22 protein-coding genes and 1 tRNA gene are annotated in these 22,202 nt (G+C 50.3%); 16 read left to right on the top strand and 7 right to left on the bottom strand.

What is annotated here, in order from left to right; translation table 11 throughout:
- The 4 genes from recO to VMW30_08000 all read left to right on the top strand — a co-directional run bounded on the left by recO (nt 1) and on the right by VMW30_08000 (nt 3,143).
- On the top strand, nt 1–732 hold the full coding sequence (gene recO / locus VMW30_08015; GenBank protein HUW88300.1) for a DNA repair protein RecO: 732 nt from the start codon (nt 1–3) through the stop codon (nt 730–732).
- Nucleotides 729–1,484 carry an isoprenyl transferase gene (locus tag VMW30_08010; GenBank protein ID HUW88299.1) on the top strand — a complete coding sequence of 252 codons (756 nt, stop codon included), beginning with the start codon at nt 729–731 and terminating at the stop codon, nt 1,482–1,484. The genes recO and VMW30_08010 overlap by 4 nt, the downstream gene beginning before the upstream one ends.
- Nucleotides 1,485–1,545: 61 nt before the next feature.
- Entirely contained in the window at nt 1,546–2,187 is a 642-nt protein-coding gene (locus VMW30_08005) for a hypothetical protein (protein ID HUW88298.1), read from the top strand.
- A gap of 353 nt (nt 2,188–2,540) precedes the next feature.
- Nucleotides 2,541–3,143 (top strand): hypothetical protein, encoded by a 603-nt coding sequence (locus VMW30_08000; GenBank protein ID HUW88297.1) that lies wholly within the window; start codon nt 2,541–2,543, stop codon nt 3,141–3,143.
- Nucleotides 3,144–3,193: 50 nt separating this feature from the next.
- On the opposite strand, the gene VMW30_07995 is transcribed toward VMW30_08000, so the two are convergent.
- Both VMW30_07995 and VMW30_07990 read right to left on the bottom strand, forming a co-directional pair.
- Complete coding sequence (locus tag VMW30_07995) at nt 3,194–3,559, bottom strand: transcriptional repressor (protein HUW88296.1); 366 nt, start codon at nt 3,557–3,559, stop codon at nt 3,194–3,196.
- Nucleotides 3,556–4,302, bottom strand: a complete 747-nt coding sequence (locus VMW30_07990; protein HUW88295.1) for a ZIP family metal transporter — start codon at nt 4,300–4,302, stop codon at nt 3,556–3,558. Before VMW30_07990 ends, VMW30_07995 begins: the two co-directional genes overlap by 4 nt.
- A 157-nt stretch (nt 4,303–4,459) precedes the next feature.
- Here VMW30_07990 and VMW30_07985 point away from each other — a divergent pair, with 157 nt between their 5' ends.
- From VMW30_07985 to VMW30_07945, 9 genes are all read left to right on the top strand, one after another.
- Nucleotides 4,460–5,836, top strand: a complete 1,377-nt coding sequence (locus VMW30_07985; GenBank protein HUW88294.1) for a glycine--tRNA ligase — start codon at nt 4,460–4,462, stop codon at nt 5,834–5,836.
- Nucleotides 5,806–6,972, top strand: coding sequence for a tRNA dihydrouridine synthase DusB (gene dusB, locus VMW30_07980; protein ID HUW88293.1), 1,167 nt, complete (start codon nt 5,806–5,808; stop codon nt 6,970–6,972). The genes VMW30_07985 and dusB overlap by 31 nt, the downstream gene beginning before the upstream one ends.
- Before the next feature lie 91 nt (nt 6,973–7,063).
- A complete protein-coding gene (locus VMW30_07975) occupies nt 7,064–7,600 on the top strand; it encodes a YdcF family protein (protein ID HUW88292.1) in 537 nt (178 codons plus the stop codon).
- Nucleotides 7,601–7,613: 13 nt separating this feature from the next.
- Entirely contained in the window at nt 7,614–8,840 is a 1,227-nt protein-coding gene (locus VMW30_07970) for a deoxyguanosinetriphosphate triphosphohydrolase (GenBank protein ID HUW88291.1), read from the top strand.
- Nucleotides 8,841–8,842: 2 nt separating this feature from the next.
- Nucleotides 8,843–10,672 carry a DNA primase gene (gene dnaG / locus VMW30_07965; GenBank protein ID HUW88290.1) on the top strand — a complete coding sequence of 610 codons (1,830 nt, stop codon included), beginning with the start codon at nt 8,843–8,845 and terminating at the stop codon, nt 10,670–10,672.
- 116 nt (nt 10,673–10,788) lie between these two features.
- Nucleotides 10,789–10,861: transfer RNA gene (locus VMW30_07960), tRNA-Asn, on the top strand.
- A gap of 32 nt (nt 10,862–10,893) precedes the next feature.
- On the top strand, nt 10,894–11,784 hold the full coding sequence (locus VMW30_07955) for a Rieske 2Fe-2S domain-containing protein (GenBank protein ID HUW88289.1): 891 nt from the start codon (nt 10,894–10,896) through the stop codon (nt 11,782–11,784).
- A 130-nt stretch (nt 11,785–11,914) separates the two neighbouring features.
- Nucleotides 11,915–13,057, top strand: a complete 1,143-nt coding sequence (locus tag VMW30_07950; GenBank protein HUW88288.1) for a trypsin-like peptidase domain-containing protein — start codon at nt 11,915–11,917, stop codon at nt 13,055–13,057.
- 53 nt (nt 13,058–13,110) lie between these two features.
- Nucleotides 13,111–13,350, top strand: a complete 240-nt coding sequence (locus VMW30_07945; protein HUW88287.1) for an ACT domain-containing protein — start codon at nt 13,111–13,113, stop codon at nt 13,348–13,350.
- Nucleotides 13,351–13,364: 14 nt separating this feature from the next.
- Here VMW30_07945 and glpK read toward each other — a convergent pair whose 3' ends face one another.
- Nucleotides 13,365–14,867, bottom strand: a complete 1,503-nt coding sequence (gene glpK, locus VMW30_07940) for a glycerol kinase GlpK (protein ID HUW88286.1) — start codon at nt 14,865–14,867, stop codon at nt 13,365–13,367.
- A 71-nt stretch (nt 14,868–14,938) separates the two neighbouring features.
- On the opposite strand from glpK, the gene glpD reads away from it, so the two are divergent.
- A complete protein-coding gene (glpD, locus tag VMW30_07935; GenBank protein ID HUW88285.1) occupies nt 14,939–16,606 on the top strand; it encodes a glycerol-3-phosphate dehydrogenase in 1,668 nt (555 codons plus the stop codon).
- Here glpD and VMW30_07930 read toward each other — a convergent pair.
- The 4 genes from VMW30_07930 to VMW30_07915 form a co-directional block, all read right to left on the bottom strand.
- On the bottom strand, nt 16,596–18,266 hold the full coding sequence (locus VMW30_07930) for a glycoside hydrolase family 25 protein (protein HUW88284.1): 1,671 nt from the start codon (nt 18,264–18,266) through the stop codon (nt 16,596–16,598). The genes glpD and VMW30_07930 overlap by 11 nt on opposite strands.
- Nucleotides 18,266–18,523, bottom strand: coding sequence for a hypothetical protein (locus VMW30_07925; protein ID HUW88283.1), 258 nt, complete (start codon nt 18,521–18,523; stop codon nt 18,266–18,268). The genes VMW30_07930 and VMW30_07925 overlap by 1 nt, the downstream gene beginning before the upstream one ends.
- Before the next feature lie 83 nt (nt 18,524–18,606).
- A complete protein-coding gene (locus VMW30_07920; protein HUW88282.1) occupies nt 18,607–19,275 on the bottom strand; it encodes a response regulator in 669 nt (222 codons plus the stop codon).
- Nucleotides 19,276–19,327: 52 nt separating this feature from the next.
- The gene (locus VMW30_07915) at nt 19,328–20,164 is read right to left on the bottom strand and encodes an ADP/ATP-dependent (S)-NAD(P)H-hydrate dehydratase (protein HUW88281.1); all 837 of its coding nucleotides are present in this window, start codon (nt 20,162–20,164) and stop codon (nt 19,328–19,330) included.
- A 74-nt stretch (nt 20,165–20,238) separates the two neighbouring features.
- Here VMW30_07915 and VMW30_07910 point away from each other — a divergent pair, with 74 nt between their 5' ends.
- Nucleotides 20,239–21,147 (top strand): 2-hydroxyacid dehydrogenase, encoded by a 909-nt coding sequence (locus tag VMW30_07910; GenBank protein HUW88280.1) that lies wholly within the window; start codon nt 20,239–20,241, stop codon nt 21,145–21,147.
- Nucleotides 21,148–21,151: 4 nt separating this feature from the next.
- Complete coding sequence (locus VMW30_07905) at nt 21,152–22,027, top strand: SMP-30/gluconolactonase/LRE family protein (protein HUW88279.1); 876 nt, start codon at nt 21,152–21,154, stop codon at nt 22,025–22,027.
- Nucleotides 22,028–22,202: the final 175 nt, after the last annotated feature.

Raw genomic sequence — 22,202 nt, 5'->3', positions numbered from 1 at the left:
ATGAGTCTGTACCGAGATCAAGCGGTCGTGCTCCGCACCCAGAAATTAGGGGAAGCTGATCGGATCATCACGATGCTCACCCGTGAACACGGAAGAATTCGGGGCGTGGCAAAGGGCGTGCGCCGCACCAAGTCAAAATTTGGTGCACGCCTTGAGCCTGGTAGCCATGTCGATATCCAACTTTTTGTAGGAAAGACCTTCGACACCGTAACTCAAGTAGAGGCGATTGAAAATTATGGAGACTTTGTTTCGCGAGATTACCAACGCTGGACAATCGCATCTGCGATATTGGAGACGGCAGAAAGGTTCACTTCGCAGGAGCACGAGCCTGCGCTTCAAGAGTATCTACTCGTAGTTGGGGGATTGAAGGCGCTTACTGATAATGGCCATGACCCCTCTCTTGTCCTCGACGCTTTTCTCCTTCGATCATTGGCGATCGGAGGATATGCACCTTCAATGACCATTTGCTCGCGTTGCGAAAAACCTGGACCACACCGCTATTTCTCGCTGGTAGGAGGCGGTAGCGTTTGTGCGGATTGCCGTCCTTCTGCGTGTGCCACTCCCGCAGTTGAGACTTTAGAATTGATGTCAGCCCTGTTAGCAGGAAATTGGGAAATGGCTGATTCGAGCGAAGGAAGAAACCGAAGGGAGGCAAGCGGATTGATAGCTGCTTATCTCCAATGGCACCTAGAGCGGGGACTGCGCAGTTTGCCAATGGTCGAACGCGCATGACAAAGAGACCAAAGGCTCACAGATCAGGTGTGAGTGCGCCTACATTTTCGCCAGGAATGATTCCCGCGCATGTTGCTATTGTGATGGACGGGAATGGGAGGTGGGCAACTGATCGTGGCCTTCCGCGCACTGCAGGGCATGAGGCAGGTGAAGCCGCACTCTTTGATGTGATTGAAGGTGCGATAGAAATTGGAATAAAAGAAATAAGTGCCTTTGCATTCTCAACGGAGAATTGGCGACGATCTCCAGAGGAAGTGAAATTTCTGATGGGGTTCAACAGAGATGTCATCCGTCGACGACGAGATGAGATGAACGAACTCGGAGTCCGGGTTCGTTGGGTAGGGCGACCGAAGAAGCTCTGGAAGAGTGTCATTAAGGAACTAGAAATAGCAGAACAACTCACGGCTGACAATAAAGTCCTTACGCTAAATATGTGCGTGAACTATGGCGGTCGTGCCGAAATTGTGGATGCAGCGATTGCGATCGTTCGTGACGTTGCGGGCGGAAATATAGACCTCGATTCAATTAATGAGAAAGTTTTTAAGAGTTATTTGGATGAACCAGAAATGCGCGATGTCGATCTCTTCCTCCGTTTTTCCGGTGAAATGCGGACTAGCAATTTTCTCCCGTGGCAGTCCGTCTATGCCGAGATGATTTTCATGGACACTCTCTGGCCCGATGTGGATAGGCGAGCACTCTGGAGGGCGGTCGAGGAGTATGGCCGCCGAAATCGACGTTTTGGAAGCGCCTAGTGGCCTCGTCCACTTCAAATGAGGTTATCCTAAGCGCGGATCCAATTTCGAAAGGGCATGGATGAAAGTCGAAAAAACCGCACATAAGGTCGAGGCCGATGTCTTTTACGTCGAACAATCCGACAGTGACGCGCCGCGAATTTCACCTAACTTGAGAAGATATCGTCGGTTCGTGCCATATGTAATTACTGTGGTGCTGTCTTCCGCGCTCACCTTTGGACTTTTTAGTTATCTCGAGCCTCCGCGTTTAGATTTGAAATTTGCGCTACTGGCAACAAATGGAAAAGTTGCGTTAAGTGAAGCCCAACTTCGAGATGTTGTCGCAGGTGAAGGACTTGTTGTCTATTGGTTGGGCCCGCGGGAAGGCGCACTCTACGCACTCGATTCGGTGAGCACTGCGCAAAACTACGTGCGCTATCTTCCAAATGGCAACGGTCTAGATGACACCGCTGCCAATTATCGCGTCATCGGCACGTACCAGACAAAGGATGCATACTCGGTCACTTTGAGTAATGCCAAGAAAGCTAATTCTGTGGCCTTCACCAATGAGGATGGAAACGCTGTGTATTACGGCACGCTCAACCCAAATAGCGTTTATGTAGGCGTAAGCGGAACAGACTCTCAAGTTGAGATTTTTGATCCCAACTCCGGACTTGCCCTGATTGCAGCGCGAACGCCCAGACTCCTCCAAAGGATTTCTTAATATGTCATCTTAAACTTTACCATTTGTAAAGTTTCTATAACGCTTAGTCCTTGATCGGTCCCGAATGTGGTTTACTATCTAGTAATGATTTCATTCGCTTTGGTATGCTATGAGCACTATATGTGTTGGATCTGATAAGTCCATCACACGTTGGGGAGATGGCTTCTTCCGCTTGTCCACGAGCAAGGTGACGGAATCGGATTTCTCGCCAATCGCGTACGTCCCTTATCTTGGGTAGATGAGTATGCATGTTCGATTGCAGTGGAGAAACCGTGAGTTCCTACTAACTAAACCCGTCCGCGAAAAAGGGAAGGAGGGGGCGAAACATCAAGTTTAAGGTGGGGGAGGACCCAATGCTCGACAGCGGCATACGGGAAGTCACGGGTATTTACGAACCCGTGAAGAAGGCGAGATTTCGTCGCGTTGTACCTTACGTTGTTACTGCCCTGCTCTTTTCCACGGTTAGTTTTGGCGCGGAATATTATTTTAATTCCAAACGTAGTGCCTCTGAGGAGGTGCTCCTTATTCTGCATGGCGGCAAAGCAGTAGATGCGCAACAACTCCGGGAGGTTGTTCGCACCAACCATCTCAATGTCTATTGGGTTGGTCCAGAAAGTGGTGCTAAGTACGTTCTCAACGCAGCCGTTTTAACCAGTATTTCACTCCGATATGTGCCTGCAGGAGTATCTGCAAGCGATCTACAACTTTCCTACCGAGAGGTAGGGACATTTGTTTCAGCGAATGCATTCGCTGTGACACAGAAAGCGGGCTCGCTTCCAAATGGAGTTGGGTTCGTAAACGTGGATGGCAACGCGGTCTATTACGATGCGCGGGATCCAAAGAACGTCTATCTAGGAATTAAAGGTCAAGATATTCAAGTAGAAATTTTTGACCCTCGACCAGATCAGGCTCTCGCTGCAGCAATCATGCGAGGACAAGTTCAGAAGATTAAATAGTTATCCAAAATACTTAATTCCAGAAATTGACTATTCTGGATAGTCGGGAATTAACACGTTGAACAGATTCCAAAAAGTTCAGCGGTATGAGCCACGTCGCGAAACCCATGTTCGTCTGCAACTTTTGTTGCCCATTTTTCGATTGAGCTATCGGCTATTTCTACAGTGCGACCACAATTCTTACAGACCAAGTGGTGATGGTGCTCTTCACCGCAGAGTCGATAGATCGCTTCACCGCCTTCTCTGTGAAGGAGATCCACAGTCTTCTCATCGAGCAAATGCTGCAGTGCTCTATAAATTGTGGTCAGGCCGATCCGTTCACCTTCTCGGGTCATCAGTTGATGGACCTCCTGAGCGCTTGCAAAACCACCTGCACGTTTCAAGGTGGTGAGTACTCGGCCTGATGATTTGCTCATACTCGGCCTACAAGCCCAACAACCGCCCACATAATGAGGACTCCCAACACTGTGGCCAGCATGGTCAATCGAGAGGGATGTCGAGAGTGAGCCTCGGGCAGGATGTGGGATGTCGCCAGATAGATCACGAACCCTGCGAAAAGTGCCAGGTAGATACCGAGAAAGGGAAGGCTGATCGTGATGTAACTACCGAGGGCGGCACCGGCTATTCGCATGATCGCATCCACGCTCAGCAGATAGGTTGCTTTTCGACTCCAGCGACCACCTTTGATGAGAAATGAGACGGTATTTAATCCGTCGCTAAATGCATGTGCCAGGATCGCCACAAAGACTGCGAAACCCAACGGATTTCCAATGTGAAAGGCGAAGCCAAGGGCGATGCCGTCCAGGAAGACATGACCGCCCATCGCAAATGCGCCTAAGGTTCCGGCGACATTGGCGCTGTGCTGGTGCTCATGGCCGTACTCAGACTCAAGTGGTTCGTGAGAGCCAAAGAGTTGCTCAGTAAAGTGGAGTGCTAAGAATCCCGCTACAAAGGCAATGGAGACCACTGGAACATTGCCAAAAGTGTCGGTATTGATGGCAAAAACCTCGGGCATTAGGTCGAAGGCAACAAGGCCAAGGAGGAGGCCGGCAGCTAAGCCCAGCGTGAGATGAAGGCGATCCCGCGATCGAAGTGCAAGGGAGCCACCGAGGGCAGTTGCAAGGGCAGTCACAGCTGCCAGAGCAATCGAAAGATTCATGAGGTAAGGGTATCAGAAATGAAAATGATTGTCATTTCCAAAGAAGGGCGGGCCGAGCGGGTGCATTGTGAGAGCGCCGTGAGCAAGTAAAGTTTGGCTACAGGATGCAACTAAATCGGTTGCTTACCGCCGACAGCCAGCCGGAATGGAGATCGCCATGGCCGATCGCTTAGAAACAATAGTGAGCCTGGCCAAGCGCCGGGGTTTTGTCTACCCCTCCAGTGAGATCTATGGAGGCCTACGAGCGGCCTGGGATTATGGCCCTCTCGGAGTAGAGCTCAAGAACAACGTGAAACGACAATGGTGGAAGTCCATGGTGACTGGACGCGACGATGTCGTCGGTCTGGACTCATCCGTGATCTTGGCGAAAGAAGTCTGGGAAGCATCGGGACACGTCGCGACCTTCTCTGATCCGCTCACTGAATGTACTGCCTGTCATAAACGCTATCGAGCTGATCACCTTGAAGAGGCATTCGAAGCCAAGAACAAACGCGCCCCGCAATCCCTAGCCGAAATCAATTGCCCGGCGTGTGGCAACAAAGGCCAATTCACCGCGCCCAAACAATTCTCCGGACTTTTGAAAACTTACCTAGGTCCAGTTGAAGACGAGTCCGGGCTCGCGTACTTGCGACCAGAAACTGCGCAGGGCATTTTTATCAACTTTGACAATGTCGCAACGACTTCACGGAAGAAGCCGCCATTTGGTATCGGCCAGATTGGTAAATCTTTCCGCAACGAGATTACTCCAGGCAATTTCATTTTCCGTACCCGTGAGTTTGAGCAGATGGAAATGGAATTCTTTGTTGTACCAGGCACTGACGAGGATTGGTACCAATACTGGTTGGACACGCGTTATGCATGGCACACAGACCTTGGAATAAATCCTGATCGACTCAGGCTCTACGAACACCCGAAAGAAAAATTGTCACACTATTCCAAACGGACCGTTGACATCGAATACAAATTTGAATTTGCCGGTACCGAATGGGGCGAACTCGAGGGTATTGCCAACCGCACAGATTTTGACTTGAAAGCTCATTCTGCTAGTTCGGGGAAAGATCTCTCGTGGTTTGATCAAGAGAAGAATGAGCGATGGACTCCATTCGTAATCGAACCGGCGCTGGGTGTAGACCGGGCAACCTTGACATTCTTAATGGATGCATTTACCGAAGATGAGGCACCCAATGCAAAGGGCGAAATGGAGAAGCGCTCGGTTCTTAAGATCGACTACCGGCTTGCACCAGTTAAAGTCGCGGTACTTCCTCTGTCGCGCAATGCAGATCTCTCGCCAAAGGCCCGAGATCTAGCAACCCAACTGCGGAAGATCTGGAATATCGATTTTGATGATGCAGGGGCGATTGGCCGTCGTTATCGTCGACAAGATGAAATCGGGACACCGTTTTGCATCACGGTTGACTTTGAAACCCTTGCTGATCAAGCAGTGACAATTCGCCATCGCGACACCATGGCGCAGGAGCGTATTTCCCTCGATCAGGTAGAGGCATGGCTAGCGCCACGACTGCTAGGGGCATAACCCCTCTCACGCTCAAACTATCTAGCGGGGATTATGAAATAAATCCGCCAGTTGTTTTAGCGCCCATGGCCGGAATAACAAATGCGCCCTTTAGAACACTCTGCCGAGAACAAGGTGCTGGACTTTTTGTCTCCGAAATGGTGACGGCACGTGCGCTCATTGAGCGCCGCCCTGAAACATTAAGAATGATCGCCCCAGGCGAAGACGAATGGCCGCGATCAGTTCAACTCTATAGCGTGGATCCCGATGTGATGGGTGCTGCCGTAACAATGATTGGCAAAGAAGATCTAGCCGATCATATTGATATGAATTTCGGTTGCCCTGTCCCAAAAGTAACCCGAAAAGGTGGCGGGGCGGCACTTCCATACAAGCGCAGACTTTTCTCCGCGATTGTTGGAGCTGCAGTCGAAGCAGCGACCCCGTTCGGTATACCAGTCACGGTCAAGATGCGAATTGGTATTGATACAGACCACCACACATATTTGGAGGCTGCCAAGTCTGCTGCCGATCTTGGAGTGAATTGGGTTGCCCTTCATGCAAGAACTGCCGAGCAGATGTATGAAGGTAAATCTGATTGGAGCGCAATTAGTCGCTTGGTCGAACACCTCAAGCCAGATGGCGTTCCGGTTCTCGGCAATGGCGATATTTGGAGTGGAGCAGACGGAATCGCAATGATGGAGCAGACGGGTTGCGCCGGAGTTGTTGTCGGTCGAGGGTGTCTGGGCCGGCCGTGGCTATTTCGCGATCTCGTCAATGCATTTAACGGACAAGAGGATCGTCACTTGCCTACACTCTTTGAAGTTCGAGTGGTGATGTATCGTCACGCAGAATTGATTGTTGAATACTTCCAATCAGAGGAGCGGGGATGCCGCGATTTGCGCAAGCACATGGCCTGGTATCTAAAAGGCTTTAGAGTTCCAAGTGATTTGCGCCGTCAGTTTGGAATGGTCTCCTCGCTGGAGGAGCTGCGATCGCTACTTCATCAACTCACCGATCAGCCTTACCCAATTGATGTTGGCAATCTGCCGCGCGGGCGCACGAGTCACGGCCGACCTGTAACACTTCCAGATGGTTGGCTTAAAGATCCTGATGAGTTAGTTCATATTGAACTCGAAGATGCGTTTTCGGGCGGGTGACATGTTCGGATTTCGTCTAATTCGCAGGGTGTTGAGCGCGCTCATTCTTCTTGCTTTGGTAATCCCACTTTTTACACTTGGGAGAGTGTGGATGGCTGCCCACAATTCGAAAACTCGAACAGGAGAGGTAATTGTTGTGCTTGGCGCGGCTCAATTTGATGGACGACCCAGCGGTGCGCTGCTTGCGCGACTCGTTGAGGCCAAGAGAATTTATGACTTGGGCTTTGCTCCATCAATTATCACCGTCGGAGGAGGCGCTCCTGGCGATCGCACGACAGAAGCGGCATCTGCAGAGTTCTGGCTCGAAAATCATGGCGTCCCCAAAAGGACAATCGTCGCAACCGAAAAAGGTAGGGATACCTTTGTCAGTACTCGCGCATATATCGCCGAAATGAAGAAGCAGAAAATTCACACCGTCATCATTGTGACTGACCCGTACCATTGCTTAAGAGCTATGACGATGGCGACTGATCTGGGAGCAGAACCCAGTTGTTCGCCCGTGCGAACCGGAGCAAATTCCCTGGCACATTTCAATCTCCACTATCTCATCCGCGAAACTGGGGCTTATCTTGCCTACGTCACCCTTGGGCGACGGGGGATTCACCTGAGCGATCACCTGAGTCGGTAATAGAGTTCCCTTTATGAGTGCCTACAGTGGTCATGACCTGGAGCGCTTTATTTCCGAGCCTGCTAAGCGGTCCGGACGCACTGAGTTCATGCGCGATCGCGCGAGAGTCATCCACTCGGCTTCCCTTCGCAGGCTGGGAGCGAAGACGCAGGTAGCTGTGCCTTGGGAGAATGATTTCCAACGAACTCGACTTTCGCATTCGTTAGAAGTTGCGCAGATTGGCCGTGAATTAGGCGACTCCCTTGGTGCGGATCCTGATCTACTCGATACCGCTTGTCTGGCCCACGACCTGGGTCATCCACCATTTGGGCACAATGGCGAGGCCGCGCTTGCGCACATCGCACAGAGCGCGGGTGGCTTTGAGGGGAATGCGCAGAGTTTCCGTTTGCTTACCCGCCTGGAAGCAAAGAGCCTAGATCTAGTTGGAAATTCTGTCGGTGTTAACCTCACGCGTGCTTCACTTGATGCCGTCACCAAATATCCCTGGTCTGGCGAAGTAAGTTCGCCAAAATATGGCGTCTACAAAGAGGATCTGGAGATATTCAAGTGGATGCGCGAAGGAGCGCCCGGCTTTCAACGCTGTATCGAGGCACAGATCATGGATTGGTCTGACGATGTTTCATACTCCGTTCATGACCTTGAGGATGCCTTAGTTGCGGGTCAAGTCAGTGTTGCTGATTTCGATAACGACCTGCACCTCTTGTTCGAAGTGATGATTCATGATTATGCGGGAGATGCGAGTGAAGCAGAATTTGAAGCCGCGCTCCACCGCTTACAGAAATTATCCTGTTGGCCAACTTTTTACGATGGCACCCATGCGGGACTCGCACGAATCAAGGATTTAACCAGTCAATTAATCGGACGCTTTGTCTTGGCCGCCGAACTTGAAACGCGTCAAATACATGGAACCAGTGCTCTGGTTCGATATAACGCGAATCTCGAAGTTCCGCGCGATCAGATAATCGAAGTAGGTTTGCTCAAATCCGTTGCGGGTCTTTATCTCATCGGCACGCCGATTGCGAAGGAGCGTTACGCCAAACAGAGAGTAGTCATTTCCGACCTGGTGGAAATGCTTTTGGCAAGTGCGCCAGCGAGCCTTGACTCTATATTCTTGGCGGATTGGGGAAAGGCCGGAGATGATGATGAGCGTCTGCGAGTTATTGTTGATCAGGTTGCATCCCTTACGGATCCAGGTGCGTACACCCTGCATGCTCGTCTCTCCTCGCAGATAGAATCATAGGCATGAGCGGGCGGATAAAGGATGAGGATGTTGCATACATCCGCGATCGCGCGCCCATTGATGAAATTGTCGGGGATTACATCCAATTAAAGAATGCCGGCGGAGGTCAGAAAAAGGGTCTCTGCCCTTTCCACGATGAGAAATCCCCCTCCTTCCACGTCACTCCCAGCAAAGGGTATTTCCACTGTTTCGGCTGCCAAGTTGGTGGTGACGTCATTGCTTTTGTCATGAAGATGGATCATCTCTCATTTACCGAGACGGTCGAGAGACTGGCGGATCGAATCGGATATGCGCTTCGCTACGACGAGGGCAGCGGTGTTAAAAGTGCTCCCGCGGGACAGCGTTCACGCCTGATTGCAGCCAATGCCGCCGCCGCCAAGTTTTATCAACAACAGTTAAACGAATCACCCCTTGCCCAGTTCGGGCGAGACCTTCTCACAAAGAGAGGGTTTGATCAGGGCGCGTGTGCGACTTTTGAAGTGGGATATGCACCCGATGATTGGGATGTGCTCACTAAGTATCTGCGCGCGCAGGGATATTCGATCGACGAGCTCGAAGCGGCCGGCCTTTCGAAAATGGGGCAGCGAGGTCCCATTGATCGTTTTCGCAATCGGCTGATGTGGCCCATCCGCGATATTTCGGGGGATGTGGTTGGGTTTGGCGCCCGCAAGTTGGCCAGTGACGAAGTCGATAATGGTCCCAAGTATCTCAATACCCCCGAAACCGCCATTTACAAGAAGAGTCAAGTCCTTTACGGGTTGGATAAGGCTAAGAAAGAGATTGCCAAGAAAAGACAAGTAGTAATTGTTGAGGGGTACACCGATGTCATGGCGGCACACCTGGCCGGAATTCCCACCGCGATCGCGACTTGCGGTACGGCTTTTGGTGCCGATCACATCCGAATTTTGAGACGGTTACTTATGGATGATGATGCTTTTCGTGGCGAAGTAATTTTCACTTTTGATGGAGATGCGGCCGGACAAAAAGCGGCACTTCGAGCATTTAATGACGATCAAAAGTTTGTTACTCAAACTTTTGTTGCCGTCGAACCTAGTGGGCTTGACCCAAGCGAACTGCGACAACAGAAAGGGGATCTTGCACTTCGTGATCTTATTGCTCGGAGAGTTCCACTTTTTGAATTCGCGATACGAACAGAACTCAGGCAACACAACTTAGAGTCCGCAGAAGGTCGCGTTAATGCGCTCAATGCCGCCGCTCCGCTCATTGGGCAGATCCGCGACAGATCCTTGCGACCTGAATATATCCGATTGCTCGCGGGATGGCTTGGGATCGAAGTGGAGACCGTAAGTGCCGCAGTCGGTCGGGGAGTCCGGGCACCTTCCAAGGAAACTGTCGAACAAATTCCGGAACTAAATTGGAGACCCGATCCAAACGAGCCACGATTGGCGTTGGAGCGAGAAGTCCTGAAGGCACGCTTGCAAATGCCCGACCTTGTGAGAGGGTGGAAAGAAATTGAGAAGGATGCATTCACTCATCCTTTCTATCGGCAGTTAAGAGATGTCATTGATGTGCACGGGGATTCGGATCTACGTCTCGATCAGATAGAGGACGTATACATGAAGGCATTGATTGCTGAATTGTCGGTGGAGCCCATCAGGACTGATGGCGAGATTTCTCAGAGATACGTTGAGAGCATTGTGGCCAGACTCCGGGAGGTGGCAATGAGCCGGAAAATAGCCGAGGTAAAATCCACTCTGCAACGGCTCAACCCCGTTACACATGAGGCTCAATACACCGAACTTTTCACCGAACTTGTGGGCCTTGAGGCCGCTCGTCGATCCCAGCACGATTTGGCGATTGGCGATCTGTAATTCCCACCATAAAAACCAGGATTAACGTGTGAAAAATAGGGAGAAATGTCGCTAATTTAGCGGACTCGTAAGGGTGCGCTAGAGTTTGCGACTGCCAACCAGATTCATTGCAGTAGTCCCTGATAGCTCAATTGGCAGAGCAGCCGGCTGTTAACCGGCAGGTTCTTGGTTCGAGTCCAAGTCAGGGAGCAAAACACTTAATTGACCCCTACGCTTAGTTAATGCCCCGATCAAATCTTCGTGCGATTCGTTCTTCGTGGCGTAATCAAAGTCCGGCAATCCGCGTGATTCGCCTCTGGTTAGGCGTAACGTGGATTTATGCCGGATGGGACAAGGCCAGAGATCCCGGTTTTCTGCAGACAAATGGTGCGACATACATCGGACGACAATTAACTGGCTACGCCACAACTTCACCCTTGGGTTTTATCTTCAGACGGATGATCGAACATGCCACTGCGGTGGGCTCCTTCATCATGGTCGCTGAATTCGCCATCGGTCTGGCCACCCTCTTCTGGGTCGCCCCTACGCTGGCAGCGCTCGCGGGTTTTTCACAGTCCATTGGATTGTGGATCGCGGCCACCTGGCACGTAAAACCGTATTTCTTGGGAAGCGACAGTGCTTATGCAGTTTTATGGCTTGCTTATTTGCTCACGCTCGTGGGCAGGCGCAGACGAGTGGATGTCTCTCTCGACAGGCGTGGAGCGATGAGGGTCGGCGCCATTGGTGTAGTGGCGGTAGGTGCAGCGGGCCTGGTGCATTTTTTCTCTAGAACTAAAACTGAAGTAGGTTCGCAAGTGGTGTCGACCACCGATCCCAGGCGCGTTATTAAGTTGAGCAAACTTGGAGTCGGCCAGACTCACGAATTTGTGTCGCTGAATGGAAATCCTTCGATACTTTTCCGGACGACCAATGGTGTATTTGCATATTCTGAGATATGTACGCACCAGGGATGCACAGTCAGTTATTCGCCTGCTGATAAATTATTGGTCTGTCCTTGCCACGGAACTACCTATGATCCATTTAACAATGCCAAAGTTATCAGTGGCCCAGCCCCTTCGCCTGTCCCCCAGGTCAAAGTGGCGATAGAAGGTGACTGGATAGTTCAGGCATAGTCAACGCCAACTCATTCGGCAGAGGGGTCGCTTGAGTAGACTCTCACTAAGTTATCAGCCTTTTTTTGGTCACATTTCCCTCCAATTGGCTAAATTGCTCACATAGAACTCTTCTGAAAGGTTAAGAAATATGCCTGCGATGCTGAAGAATCTGAAGACCACGTTAAGTCGATCAGCTGGAGTGAAAATTGGGGTTGGTTTTCTTCTGGGAGTCACGATTGCTGGCGGTGTGGCAACTGCTGTGACGCCGTCTTCGCCGGTGATCAAAGCTTGTGTTGATAATAGGACGGCAGTGTTGTACTACTCCGCTGACGGTAAGTGCGCGAAGACTCGCACCGCGGTAGATCTTGGCACCGGTAGTTTCAGTGTCAAGGCAATTGCTGCGGCTGCCACCCCTAGCGTAGTTTCGATCTACGTGACGACGGCATCGGGAAACGGAACAGGTTCTGGATCCATCATCCGCACTGACTCAAGTTCAAGTTACATTCTTACTAACAACCACGTTGTTGATGGGGCAACCTCCGCTGGCGGTATCAACGTGGAGCTTCATAATGGTGACACTTATTCTGCGAGCGTTGTGGGGCAAGATCCAATTTATGATTTAGCGGTCCTCAAGGTTGCTGTAGGAAATCTCCCTGTGATTCCCTTCGGTGATTCATCTAAGTTGAGCATTGGAGATCCTGTAGTGGCGATCGGTTCGCCTTTGGGATTGGCAAGTACGGTGACGAGTGGAATTGTTTCAGCACTCAATCGAGCGATAATTGCGGGGGACACTGGAGTCGAAACGTACATCGATGCGATTCAGACCGATGCGGCAATTAATCCTGGCAATTCAGGCGGGGCGCTTCTGGATGGACAGGGAAGGATGGTTGGAGTGAATGCAGCCATTGCCACACTCTCCTCTGGTGGCACAAGCGGCAGCATAGGCTTAGGCTTCTCCATTCCGATAAATGAAGCAAAGAGAATTGCCAATGAACTTATAACAACGGGTGCATCCACTAGGCCACTCTTAGGCGTTTCTTTCAATAATTCTTATCAGGGCATTGGCGCGCTTATTAATGCGATTACGCCAGGAGGAGGCGCAGAAAAGGCAGGGATCCCAAATGGATCTGTCGTGCGCTCCATCAATGGGCTGCGAATTGCAGATTCAGTTTCCGCTATTGCCAGAATCCTTTCGTACGCACCCGGTGAGGTCATCTCAGTGACAGTCGATCTTCCAACGGGACCCTCGAAGACTTTCAAAGTCACTCTTGGATCTACGCCCTCTCGGTGAACTTTGGGCGATGTCCTAGTCCAGGTTTAAGAGCGCTCGGGATAAGGTGAGACATGGCGATTTTTCGGCTCCACGTCTCACTTCCTGACCGCCCGGGTTCTCTTGGAGCAGTTGCTTCGGCTATCGGCTTCGCAGGCGGTGATATTCGCGGCCTGGTTGTTATGAAGAGTGAAGCAGGGCGCGGCTACGACGATATAACCGTGGCAATTCCTGGAAGTGATCCAACAGATCTGTTAAATATTTTGGGTGATATTGGAGGTGTGGAAGTCCTGCGGGTTATACCAGTCGAATAATCCCTGTCTAATAATTATTGCGCCCAATTAAAAGTCCGCTCGACCGCATTTTTCCATCGCGCATAACCCTGCGCACGCGCTTCTTCCGAACTTTGAGGTTTCCAGGTTTTAGATGCTTTCGCCTGAGAGCGGATCTCATCTAGATCTTTCCAAAATCCCAGGGCCAATCCAGCACTGTATGCAGCACCTAGTGCTGTTGTTTCGCGAACTTCTGGTCGTATAACACTGATGCCCATAATGTCGGCCTGCAATTGCATACAAAGTTCATTGGCGGTAATGCCACCATCAACTTTCATCTCCTGCATAGGCACTTGACTGTCGACAATCATTGCATCCAGAATCTCCTTGGTTTGGTAGCAGATTGACTCAAGGGCGGCACGAGCAATATGTGCCCTTGTTGTTGCAAGAGTTAGTCCGATCATCAGGCCCCTCGCGCTACTGTGCCAGTACGGCGCAAATAACCCGGAGAACGCCGGAACGAAATAGAGATCTCCGGTGTCCGAAACGCTGGCAGCGAGGGCTTCTACATCGCTGGCTTTTTCAATCAGACCAATTTGATCGCGTAACCATTGGATTGCTGCGCCTGTCACCGCTACCGAACCTTCAAGTGCATAGTGAACTGGCGCGTTTCCCATTTTGAATGCCACGGTGGTGAGCAGCCCGGAATTGGATCTGACTATCTCTGTTCCTGTGTTGAGAAGCGCGAAATTGCCCGTGCCATAAGTTGTCTTGGACTCGCCGCGGTTGAAGCAAGTTTGACCAACGAGGGCGGATTGTTGATCACCTAAAATACCCGCAACGGGTATTGACACGCCAAATGGCCCTGATGGATCGGTGTCACCGTATCTTTCCGATGAAGAGCGAATCTTTGGCAACAGGATCCGTGGGATGTTGAAAATGTCCAGTAATTCCTGGTCCCAATCAAGAGTTTTGAGATTCATCAGAAGCGTCCTACTTGCATTGGTTACATCGGTCGCGTGCACTCCACCATCGATACCGCCCGTCAGATTCCAGAGCAACCACGAGTCAATGGTGCCGGCGCGCGCGCGGCCGTCCTTGAGTGCATTCCTTACTGGCTCACTATTCTCCATGAGCCAGCGAAATTTACTCGCCGAAAAATAAGAAGCAACTGGTAATCCAGTGCGCTCGCGGATCAGCTCACTTACGCGCGGCGGGAGAGAAGCAAGCGACTCTTGAGTTCTTGTGTCCTGCCAAACGATGGCGTTTGCCAATGGTTTACCGGTGGTGATGTCCCAAATAAGTGCAGTTTCACGCTGATTGGTGATGCCAATTCCAAGGAGGTCGGACCCGATGAGATTAGCCTTCGTCAATGTCGCGCGGATGACTTCTTGCGCTTTAGACCAGATTTCACTGGCGTCATGTTCGACCCACCCTGGCTGACTTACAATCTGGCGGTGTTCCACTTGGTGGGATGCGATCACATTGCTTGCATGGTCGAAAATCATAAAACGCGTGCTACTAGTGCCTTGGTCTAAACTCCCCATGTAAGACCCAATAACCGACATCGCGCGCTCCTCTTTCTTAGTGCATTAGACTCAACTCTAGTAGCGACGGATATGGAGCAGGGATGTTTGACTCGCGATTAGACCCAGATCAACATCGCGACGCCCTGGTGGCTCTATCGAACGAGAAATTTGATGTCCTGGTCATTGGTGGTGGCATAACCGGAGTTGGCGCCGCCCTAGATGCCGCGTCCCGTGGATTGCGGGTGGCACTCATCGAGGCACATGACCTCGCCTCCGGTACGTCAAGTAGGTCAAGCAAGCTCATTCATGGCGGACTGCGGTATCTAGAACAGTATGACTTCCGCTTAGTTCGCGAAGCATTGCAAGAACGGGAGTCCATGGTCACATCGCTGGCCCCACACCTAGTTAAACCGGTGGCATTTCTTTATCCGCTCCACGAGAAGTTGAAGGACAGAACCTATGTCGGTGCAGGACTTGCGCTCTATGACGTTCTGCGCGGATTCCAAAGGGCACTGCCGTGGCACAAACACCTAAGCCAGAAAAATATCGCGCAGATTGCTCCCTCACTTCGCCAGGACATTGTCACCGGGGCAATCAAATATTTTGATGCTCAAGTCGACGATGCCCGATACACAATGATGGTGGCTCGTACTGCCGCCCGACATGGAGCAGTAATCGCAACTGGGGTGGCATGTGAATCGCTGATTCGTGAAGGTCAACAAGTAACGGGCGCAGTAGTTCGTAATCTAGAAAATGATCAACTGGTCGAAGTTCAGGCGGGTGTCACGGTTATGTGTGCAGGCGTTTGGAGTGACGATCTACACGAGAAATTCGGACTAAAACCTGGGTATGAAGTCAGGATGAGTAAAGGTGCCCACATTGTTCTGCCCGGATCCGCAATTAAATCTGAGGCTGGAATTATATTGAAAACGCCGGTTTCGGTACTCTTTGTCATCCCCTGGGAAGATAAGTGGATTGTTGGTACTACCGATACGGAGTACACCGGAGACCGCAACGAACCTCTTGCCAACCGTGAAGATGTCGATTACATACTGGCTCAGGCAAACAGGATCCTCGAACCAGTAATCCGCTCTGAAGACATAATTGGCGTCTATGCCGGACTGCGACCTCTGGTTTCCAAGAAGGCCGATGCTCTCACGACAAAATTATCTCGTGAGCACACTGTCGATCGGCCCGCTCCGGGGTTTGTAAGCATTGCTGGCGGGAAGTACACGACTTACCGAGTGATGGCGCAGGACGTTATTGACCTTGCAGCTAAGGAGTTAAACGAGGAAGTCTCCAACTCGATTACATCAAAATTACCTATCGTTGGAGCCGACGGCTACATCGCGCTGGTGCAACAAGTAACCCTAATATCCGCCGAGACCGGGCTGGCCGAAAGCCAGGTACTTCATCTCCTGAATCGTTATGGATCACTCATAAGTGAGATTTTGGATCTTATAACCGAGGATTCTTCTCTGGCCGAACCACTTGCAAACGATCTTCCATATTTACGTGCCGAAATTCATTATGCTGCCAGCCATGAAGGAGCTCGATCGGTCGATGATGTCGTGTCTCGGCGAACTCGAATTTCTTTCGAATCGCGAGAGAACTCAGTAGAACTTCTTGATGAGATTGCAAAAATTATCGCTCCGATTCTGGGATGGAATCGGATAGAACGAGTTCAGTCAATCGAACGTTATCGTGAGATATATCGACAAGAGCGCCAGGCAACTACCGAATTACTAGAAAAGCAGATTAATTCTTAACCTGATACCGGCAGTAATCTATGGTGGATCTTTTCGTCGGAGTTGGTTTTGGCTTTGCCGTAGGGCTGGGAGTAGGGCTGTCTGTCTCAGATGTTGAAGGGGTTGGCGACGGCGATGGGGTAGGTCCCGGGCTAACTTCTAAAGTTACTGCACTCGTACTCTTTGCATGCGTACCAGAAAGATCATTGTAGATAATTCGTCCACTCCAAAGTCCAGCGGGCACCGACTTCAAGGTTAATGTCCAACGACCACTTGACGAGCGAACTGCATTCTGCGTAAAACCAACAAGTGGCGGAACAATTTTATCAGCCACGAATTTCACTGTTCCAGTGACAACCGGAAGTCCTGTTGGGCGATTCACATCGATGGAGAAGAGAATCGGTTTATTTGCCTTGGAGACCACTGGGGGAGTAACGACCATTTGGGTTGGTTCAAGGACCGGCATCAGATCGGCGCTCTCTGGGGCCCACGTACCTTTTGCAAGATCGAGGAAGCTCGATGGCGTTCCTCGGAATACATTGAGATCTACCCGCGTTCCAGGTACTCCATATTTCTTTGCGATTCCGCAGGATGTGTACTGCCACACCGCCCAAAGTGACGAGCAATTTGCTGTCGTCCAAGGAGTGACAAAACATCCCGCTGTTTTCAACCCAGGCTGTGACAACGGGTCAAAAGGATTAAGTGAGTAGTGAGCGATCCACAATGGATAACTTGCAAAACTTGCGTCCCTTACCATCGCATTTTCGAGAAATTGTGGGTATGAGTAAATAATCGGTGTGCGATTCGTTTTCGCCGCAAATATTTCCAGCCACGTCTTTGCCCACAGGGTGACCGCGCTTCGGGAGGTGTACTTGGTGCAGGAACCGCTGGTTGACTTGCGCACACAATTATTCTCAAGATCTAGGGCAAATGAGAGGTCTCGATCCGTATAACCTCCCAGGCTTGCTAATCTCCAGATGGCTTTTTGTGCTTGCGCTTGTGCATCCTCAATGATCACCGCTTCATCAGTTGTATCGGGAAGTGTGGCGTAATAGTAGAAGCCAGTGTAAATGCCCACGGCCTGTGCGGCATTACGATCCATGATTAGATATTTCAATGCCTCTGCGTCGGCAATATCATGAGAGTCCGCCGCTTTAATCATGACAAATCGAACACCGGCCGCGTACATTTTTTCGAAATCTATAGGTGCACCACCTGGATGTTGCCAGCGACTTATGTCCATGCCGTGGATGCGCCCTCCTGGACCTGTTTCCAGGATGAGTGATGAGGGATCGTAGTTACTCATTTCGGGTATTTGCGAAATTCTTATGGAGCGAGCAGATGAAAATGTTTTGCTGCTTCCGAGAGTTGCAATTGCGCGATACTTAACTTGAGCGTCCAGGGCAGTCGCTACGGCTTCAATTTTCCAGGTTCCTTTTGAAGTTGTGGTAGTTGAAAAGAGTGTGTTCTGCCATTTATTAGAGAGTTCCACTTGAACATTAATTTTCACTGACTTTCTTGCCGGTTTGAGTTGCCCGTACAGCGTGATTACGGGATCGCTGACACTAGGCGTTTGTCGAATCGAAAGAGTGAGTTTTGAAGAGGTTGCCAGGGCTGGCAATGGACTCAACGTGCCTACGACGATAGACATGATGAGGAAGAATTTTGGAAGATATTTCATCACCGATCAACAACTTCTAGAGCCACGCCGAGGGTGGTTTTTATAGCTTCTTGCAATGCAATGCGATGGCTATCTCGAATCTGTCCGTACTCGAGGCTTCCCGAAAATTTTCGGCTATCTGAAAAATCCAAGTAGAGAGTTTGATTCTCGAGTCGCGCCAACCTGGCATCAAAAAATGCTAACCAAGCAATTCGGTCTTCCTTCTCAAGAAGATTGAGGACATTACTCCACTGTGAGCGAAGCTGGGAAAGATTCATACTCGTGACGATACCCGAACATTCTTAGAATTCGCCACATACGCTTGGCTGCGGCCAAATTCAAGCCAATCAAACGGCATGGATCAGTGTCGCGGAGAACCGACCCACTTGTTGTATTCATTCGTCAATAGCACCCGCAAGTTACGGCTTCGATCGGGAGAGATTCTCAATTGAGAGGCGATTCGAGCCACAATCTGCTCAACTGATTTTTCGCTTACGAAACGCTGTCTACCAATTTCACTATTGCTCATGCCTGAAGCAACGAGACGGAATGTTTCGGCTTGAACATCTGTCAAGAGTGCAGTAGCGGTGAGAAATGATTTTCCATTTGGTGAGATGAATCGATTAACCCACTGAGTTTTTTCGTTTTTTGAGATTGCCTCCACCGAAGCCGAGACAGCCATGCATAGTATGTTTAAATCAGATAGGGACCTTTTAAGAACGACTTGGGTTCCAGTCGGTATGTCTTTCTCGAAAAGTCCCAGCAGCCGAAGATCGGGGCAGGCCGTGGTGAGGACAACTCCGAGCCCCTCTCTGTTCTTTCGCATCTTCCGAGCCAAATTAATTCCACCATATCCATCAAAGTGTGCATCAATGACAACAACGTCGGGCCTTAGCGTGCTGAACAGATTTTGAGCGGCCACGAGGGTATGCGCTTCACCGACGACATTTATCCCACGCAAGCGCATTGCGTCGGCCAAGGTAGTGAGTTCGAATGCATCATCATTGATAAGCAGAGCACGATGGGTCATGAGCCGAAGTATATTAATTACGCTTTGAATAAACCCACATTGACGGTGATAGTTAAATGCTAGTGAGTAGTTTTCGGATTGCCTCAGGTATAGCCGCTGAGACACTAATTGCGTTTATTGGCCCGCCGCTTGAGGCGAGAAGGGCGGCATGAGAATGTATCCACGAGCCAGTAGCGGCAAGTTCGGCAAGAAACTCGGGTCGCGCTTTTATGAGATCGGATTGTGTTGCAAGTAGAGCCCCAAGTATTCCACTGAGAACATCGCCAGTTCCTGCAGTTGCTAACCAAGCCGGAGCCGACGGCAATTCGATTGCAGTCTGCCCCGAGGCGACGACAGTTTGAGTGCCCTTGAGAAGCACGGAGACATTGAATTTATTGGCTGCAAGTAGAGCCCACTTTTTGGGGGCACCTTGAATCTCCGTTGCGCTCACCTCAACATTTGACAGAGCAAAGAGCGATGAGAGTTCTCGAAAATGAGGCGTGATGAGGGTTGGAGTGGTGGCTCTCAAGGTCAACGAAATGGCACCCGCATCCAAAATCAGGGGGACTTTTTGATCTAGTGCATTTTCAATGAATCGCCTTTTTCTGCGTCCAATTCTATGGAAATCAATTCCTGGTCCGATTAGCCATGCTTGAACTTGTCCGGATTGGATAACCACTTCTGGACTTTGCCGAAGTACCAACATTCGCGCAATTCTTGGACCAGAATATCGAACCATCCCTACGCCGGTCTGCATTGCTCCTTCGCACGCCAGTACTGCCGCTCCTGGATATTGCCTAGATCCGGCAATCACTCCCAGAACTCCACGTGAGTATTTATCGTCAGTTGACTTTGGGGTCGCGATACAACGGCGGGCATCATCTTCCGTCCATATCTTGAACTTTTCCATGATGACTTCCGCTCATATTGGGTCTAGATGAGTATATTTGCTTCACTCAAAGTCTACGATTTGTTGGAGGCCGCGTGAAGCATGCCGTTTGGACTCAGTGGGAAGATATCGCGGTTCCTGACGGGATTGAGAGGCTCACTCCAACGAGCACTCCTCTGGATATAAGCGATCTATCAAAGATCACTTTTTACGTGCCTTCGTATATGGAGGGCCGTCGCGCACTTGAGTACGTGAAATCAATGCCAAACCTCAAAGTTTTACAGATGCCAAACGCCGGCTATGAGGATGCATTGGAATATCTTCGGCCAGGGCTCACTCTCTGTAATGGACGAGGAATTCACAATGACTCAACAGCTGAATTGGCGGTAGGAATGGCCATTGCATCCTTACGGGGATTTCCAAGATTTGTTCTATCGCAGAGTCAAGGTAAGTGGGATCCCGCACAATTTCGTTCTATTAATGATAGAAAAATAGGGATTGTTGGATTTGGTGCAATTGGGCAAACCATCGCTCGAAATCTTTCGGGTTTCGACGTCGAGGTTATCGGTTTTTCCAGATCGGGTCGGGATGGGGCAGTCAAAATTAAGAATTTTGATGACTATTTACCTTCGCTGGACGTCGTCATCTTAATTATGCCGCTCAATGACGAGAGTCATCGCTTCTTCGATGCTAGAAGATTCGCACTGCTTAAAACTGGCGCACTACTCATAAATGTGGCTAGGGGAGCCATTATTGATACGGACGCCCTTTTAGCAGAACTGCGAACTGGAAGGATTACTGTTGCGTTAGATGTCACCGATCCCGAACCATTACCCCCAGATCATCCACTCTGGAAAGAGGCAGGAGTTTTTATTACTCCACACGTTGGAGGTAATTCGAGTGCCTTCGAACCACGCGCACGTCGATTAATCGAGTCTCAATTGATCCGACTGGCTGCAAGCCAACCTTTGGAGAACGTAGTTGCGCAAGGGAGGGATCAATAGGTTTATGAAAGTAGAAATTTTTGATGAGCGTCGAAACGTATTGGGGGAAGGGCCCAATTCATCTGGCGTAGAGAACGAAATCATCAACTGGGTTGATGTAACTGGTAGGAAGGTCCGATTCCGCAACATGCTCACGTCGGAGATTTCCGAATATGAGACTTCAGATGATGTGAGTTTTGCAATTCCGCGGGTAGGAGGCGGCGAAATAATCGGCGTTGCAGATGGCCCATTGCTCCGTGATTTGGATGGAACTCTCCACCACCTTCCTACAAGGGAAGATGCAGATGGCCTCAAGACATCTAAGAAAATACGATGGAATGATGCCAAAGTTTCGCCGTTCGGTGACCTATTCCTTGGCACCATGGCATATGACGCGGAATTGAATGCGGCGGCTTTTTATCAATTGAGAAGAGATGGTAAGCACTTGCGTCGTCTCTTTGGAGATGTCACGTGCAGTAATGGAATGGCGTGGAGCGCTGATGGTCGGCTGATGTATTACATAGATACGCAACTCAACCGTGTTGACATTTTTGATGTGGAAGAAAGAGAGATTAGAAATCGTCGAAGTCATGTCACATTTACGCAAGACATGGGATTGGCTGATGGCATGTCTATAGATGCGCATGGCAATCTTTGGATCGCGTTCTGGGGAGGCAGTCGAATCCGCTGCATCGACGGCAATACGGGGCAGGTACTTGATGAGATTCCCTGTCCTGCTCCGCTCATTACATCTTGTGTTTTTGGTGGAAAGGACCTTGATCAGTTGGTTATTACGAGTGCAAGTCAATCGACCGACTTGCGCGACTTTCCTCAAGCAGGCATGGTTTTTATTGCCCAACCTGGCCCTCGGGGGCGAGCGACGACACTCTTTCCTACCTGAGTTTCCAGCTATGGGCTATATGTCTCAATCTAGAGTTGAATGTTTGAATATATGGAATTCCACCATGGACAATCTTCTCAAATTCCATTGACTTTCTTATCCCATAGTTCTATAAATGAGTTGTCTCATTGATTTAGGTCACGATCTGAATTAGTGAGAATCGGATCGAGAAACG

It is taken from the genome of Candidatus Paceibacterota bacterium, from assembly GCA_035530615.1.
In the GTDB taxonomy this organism is placed as follows: Bacteria; Actinomycetota; Actinomycetes; order Nanopelagicales; family Nanopelagicaceae; genus QYPT01.
The sequence above is the reverse complement of the archived record's forward strand: the minus strand, read 5'-3'. Positions and strand labels throughout refer to the sequence as shown.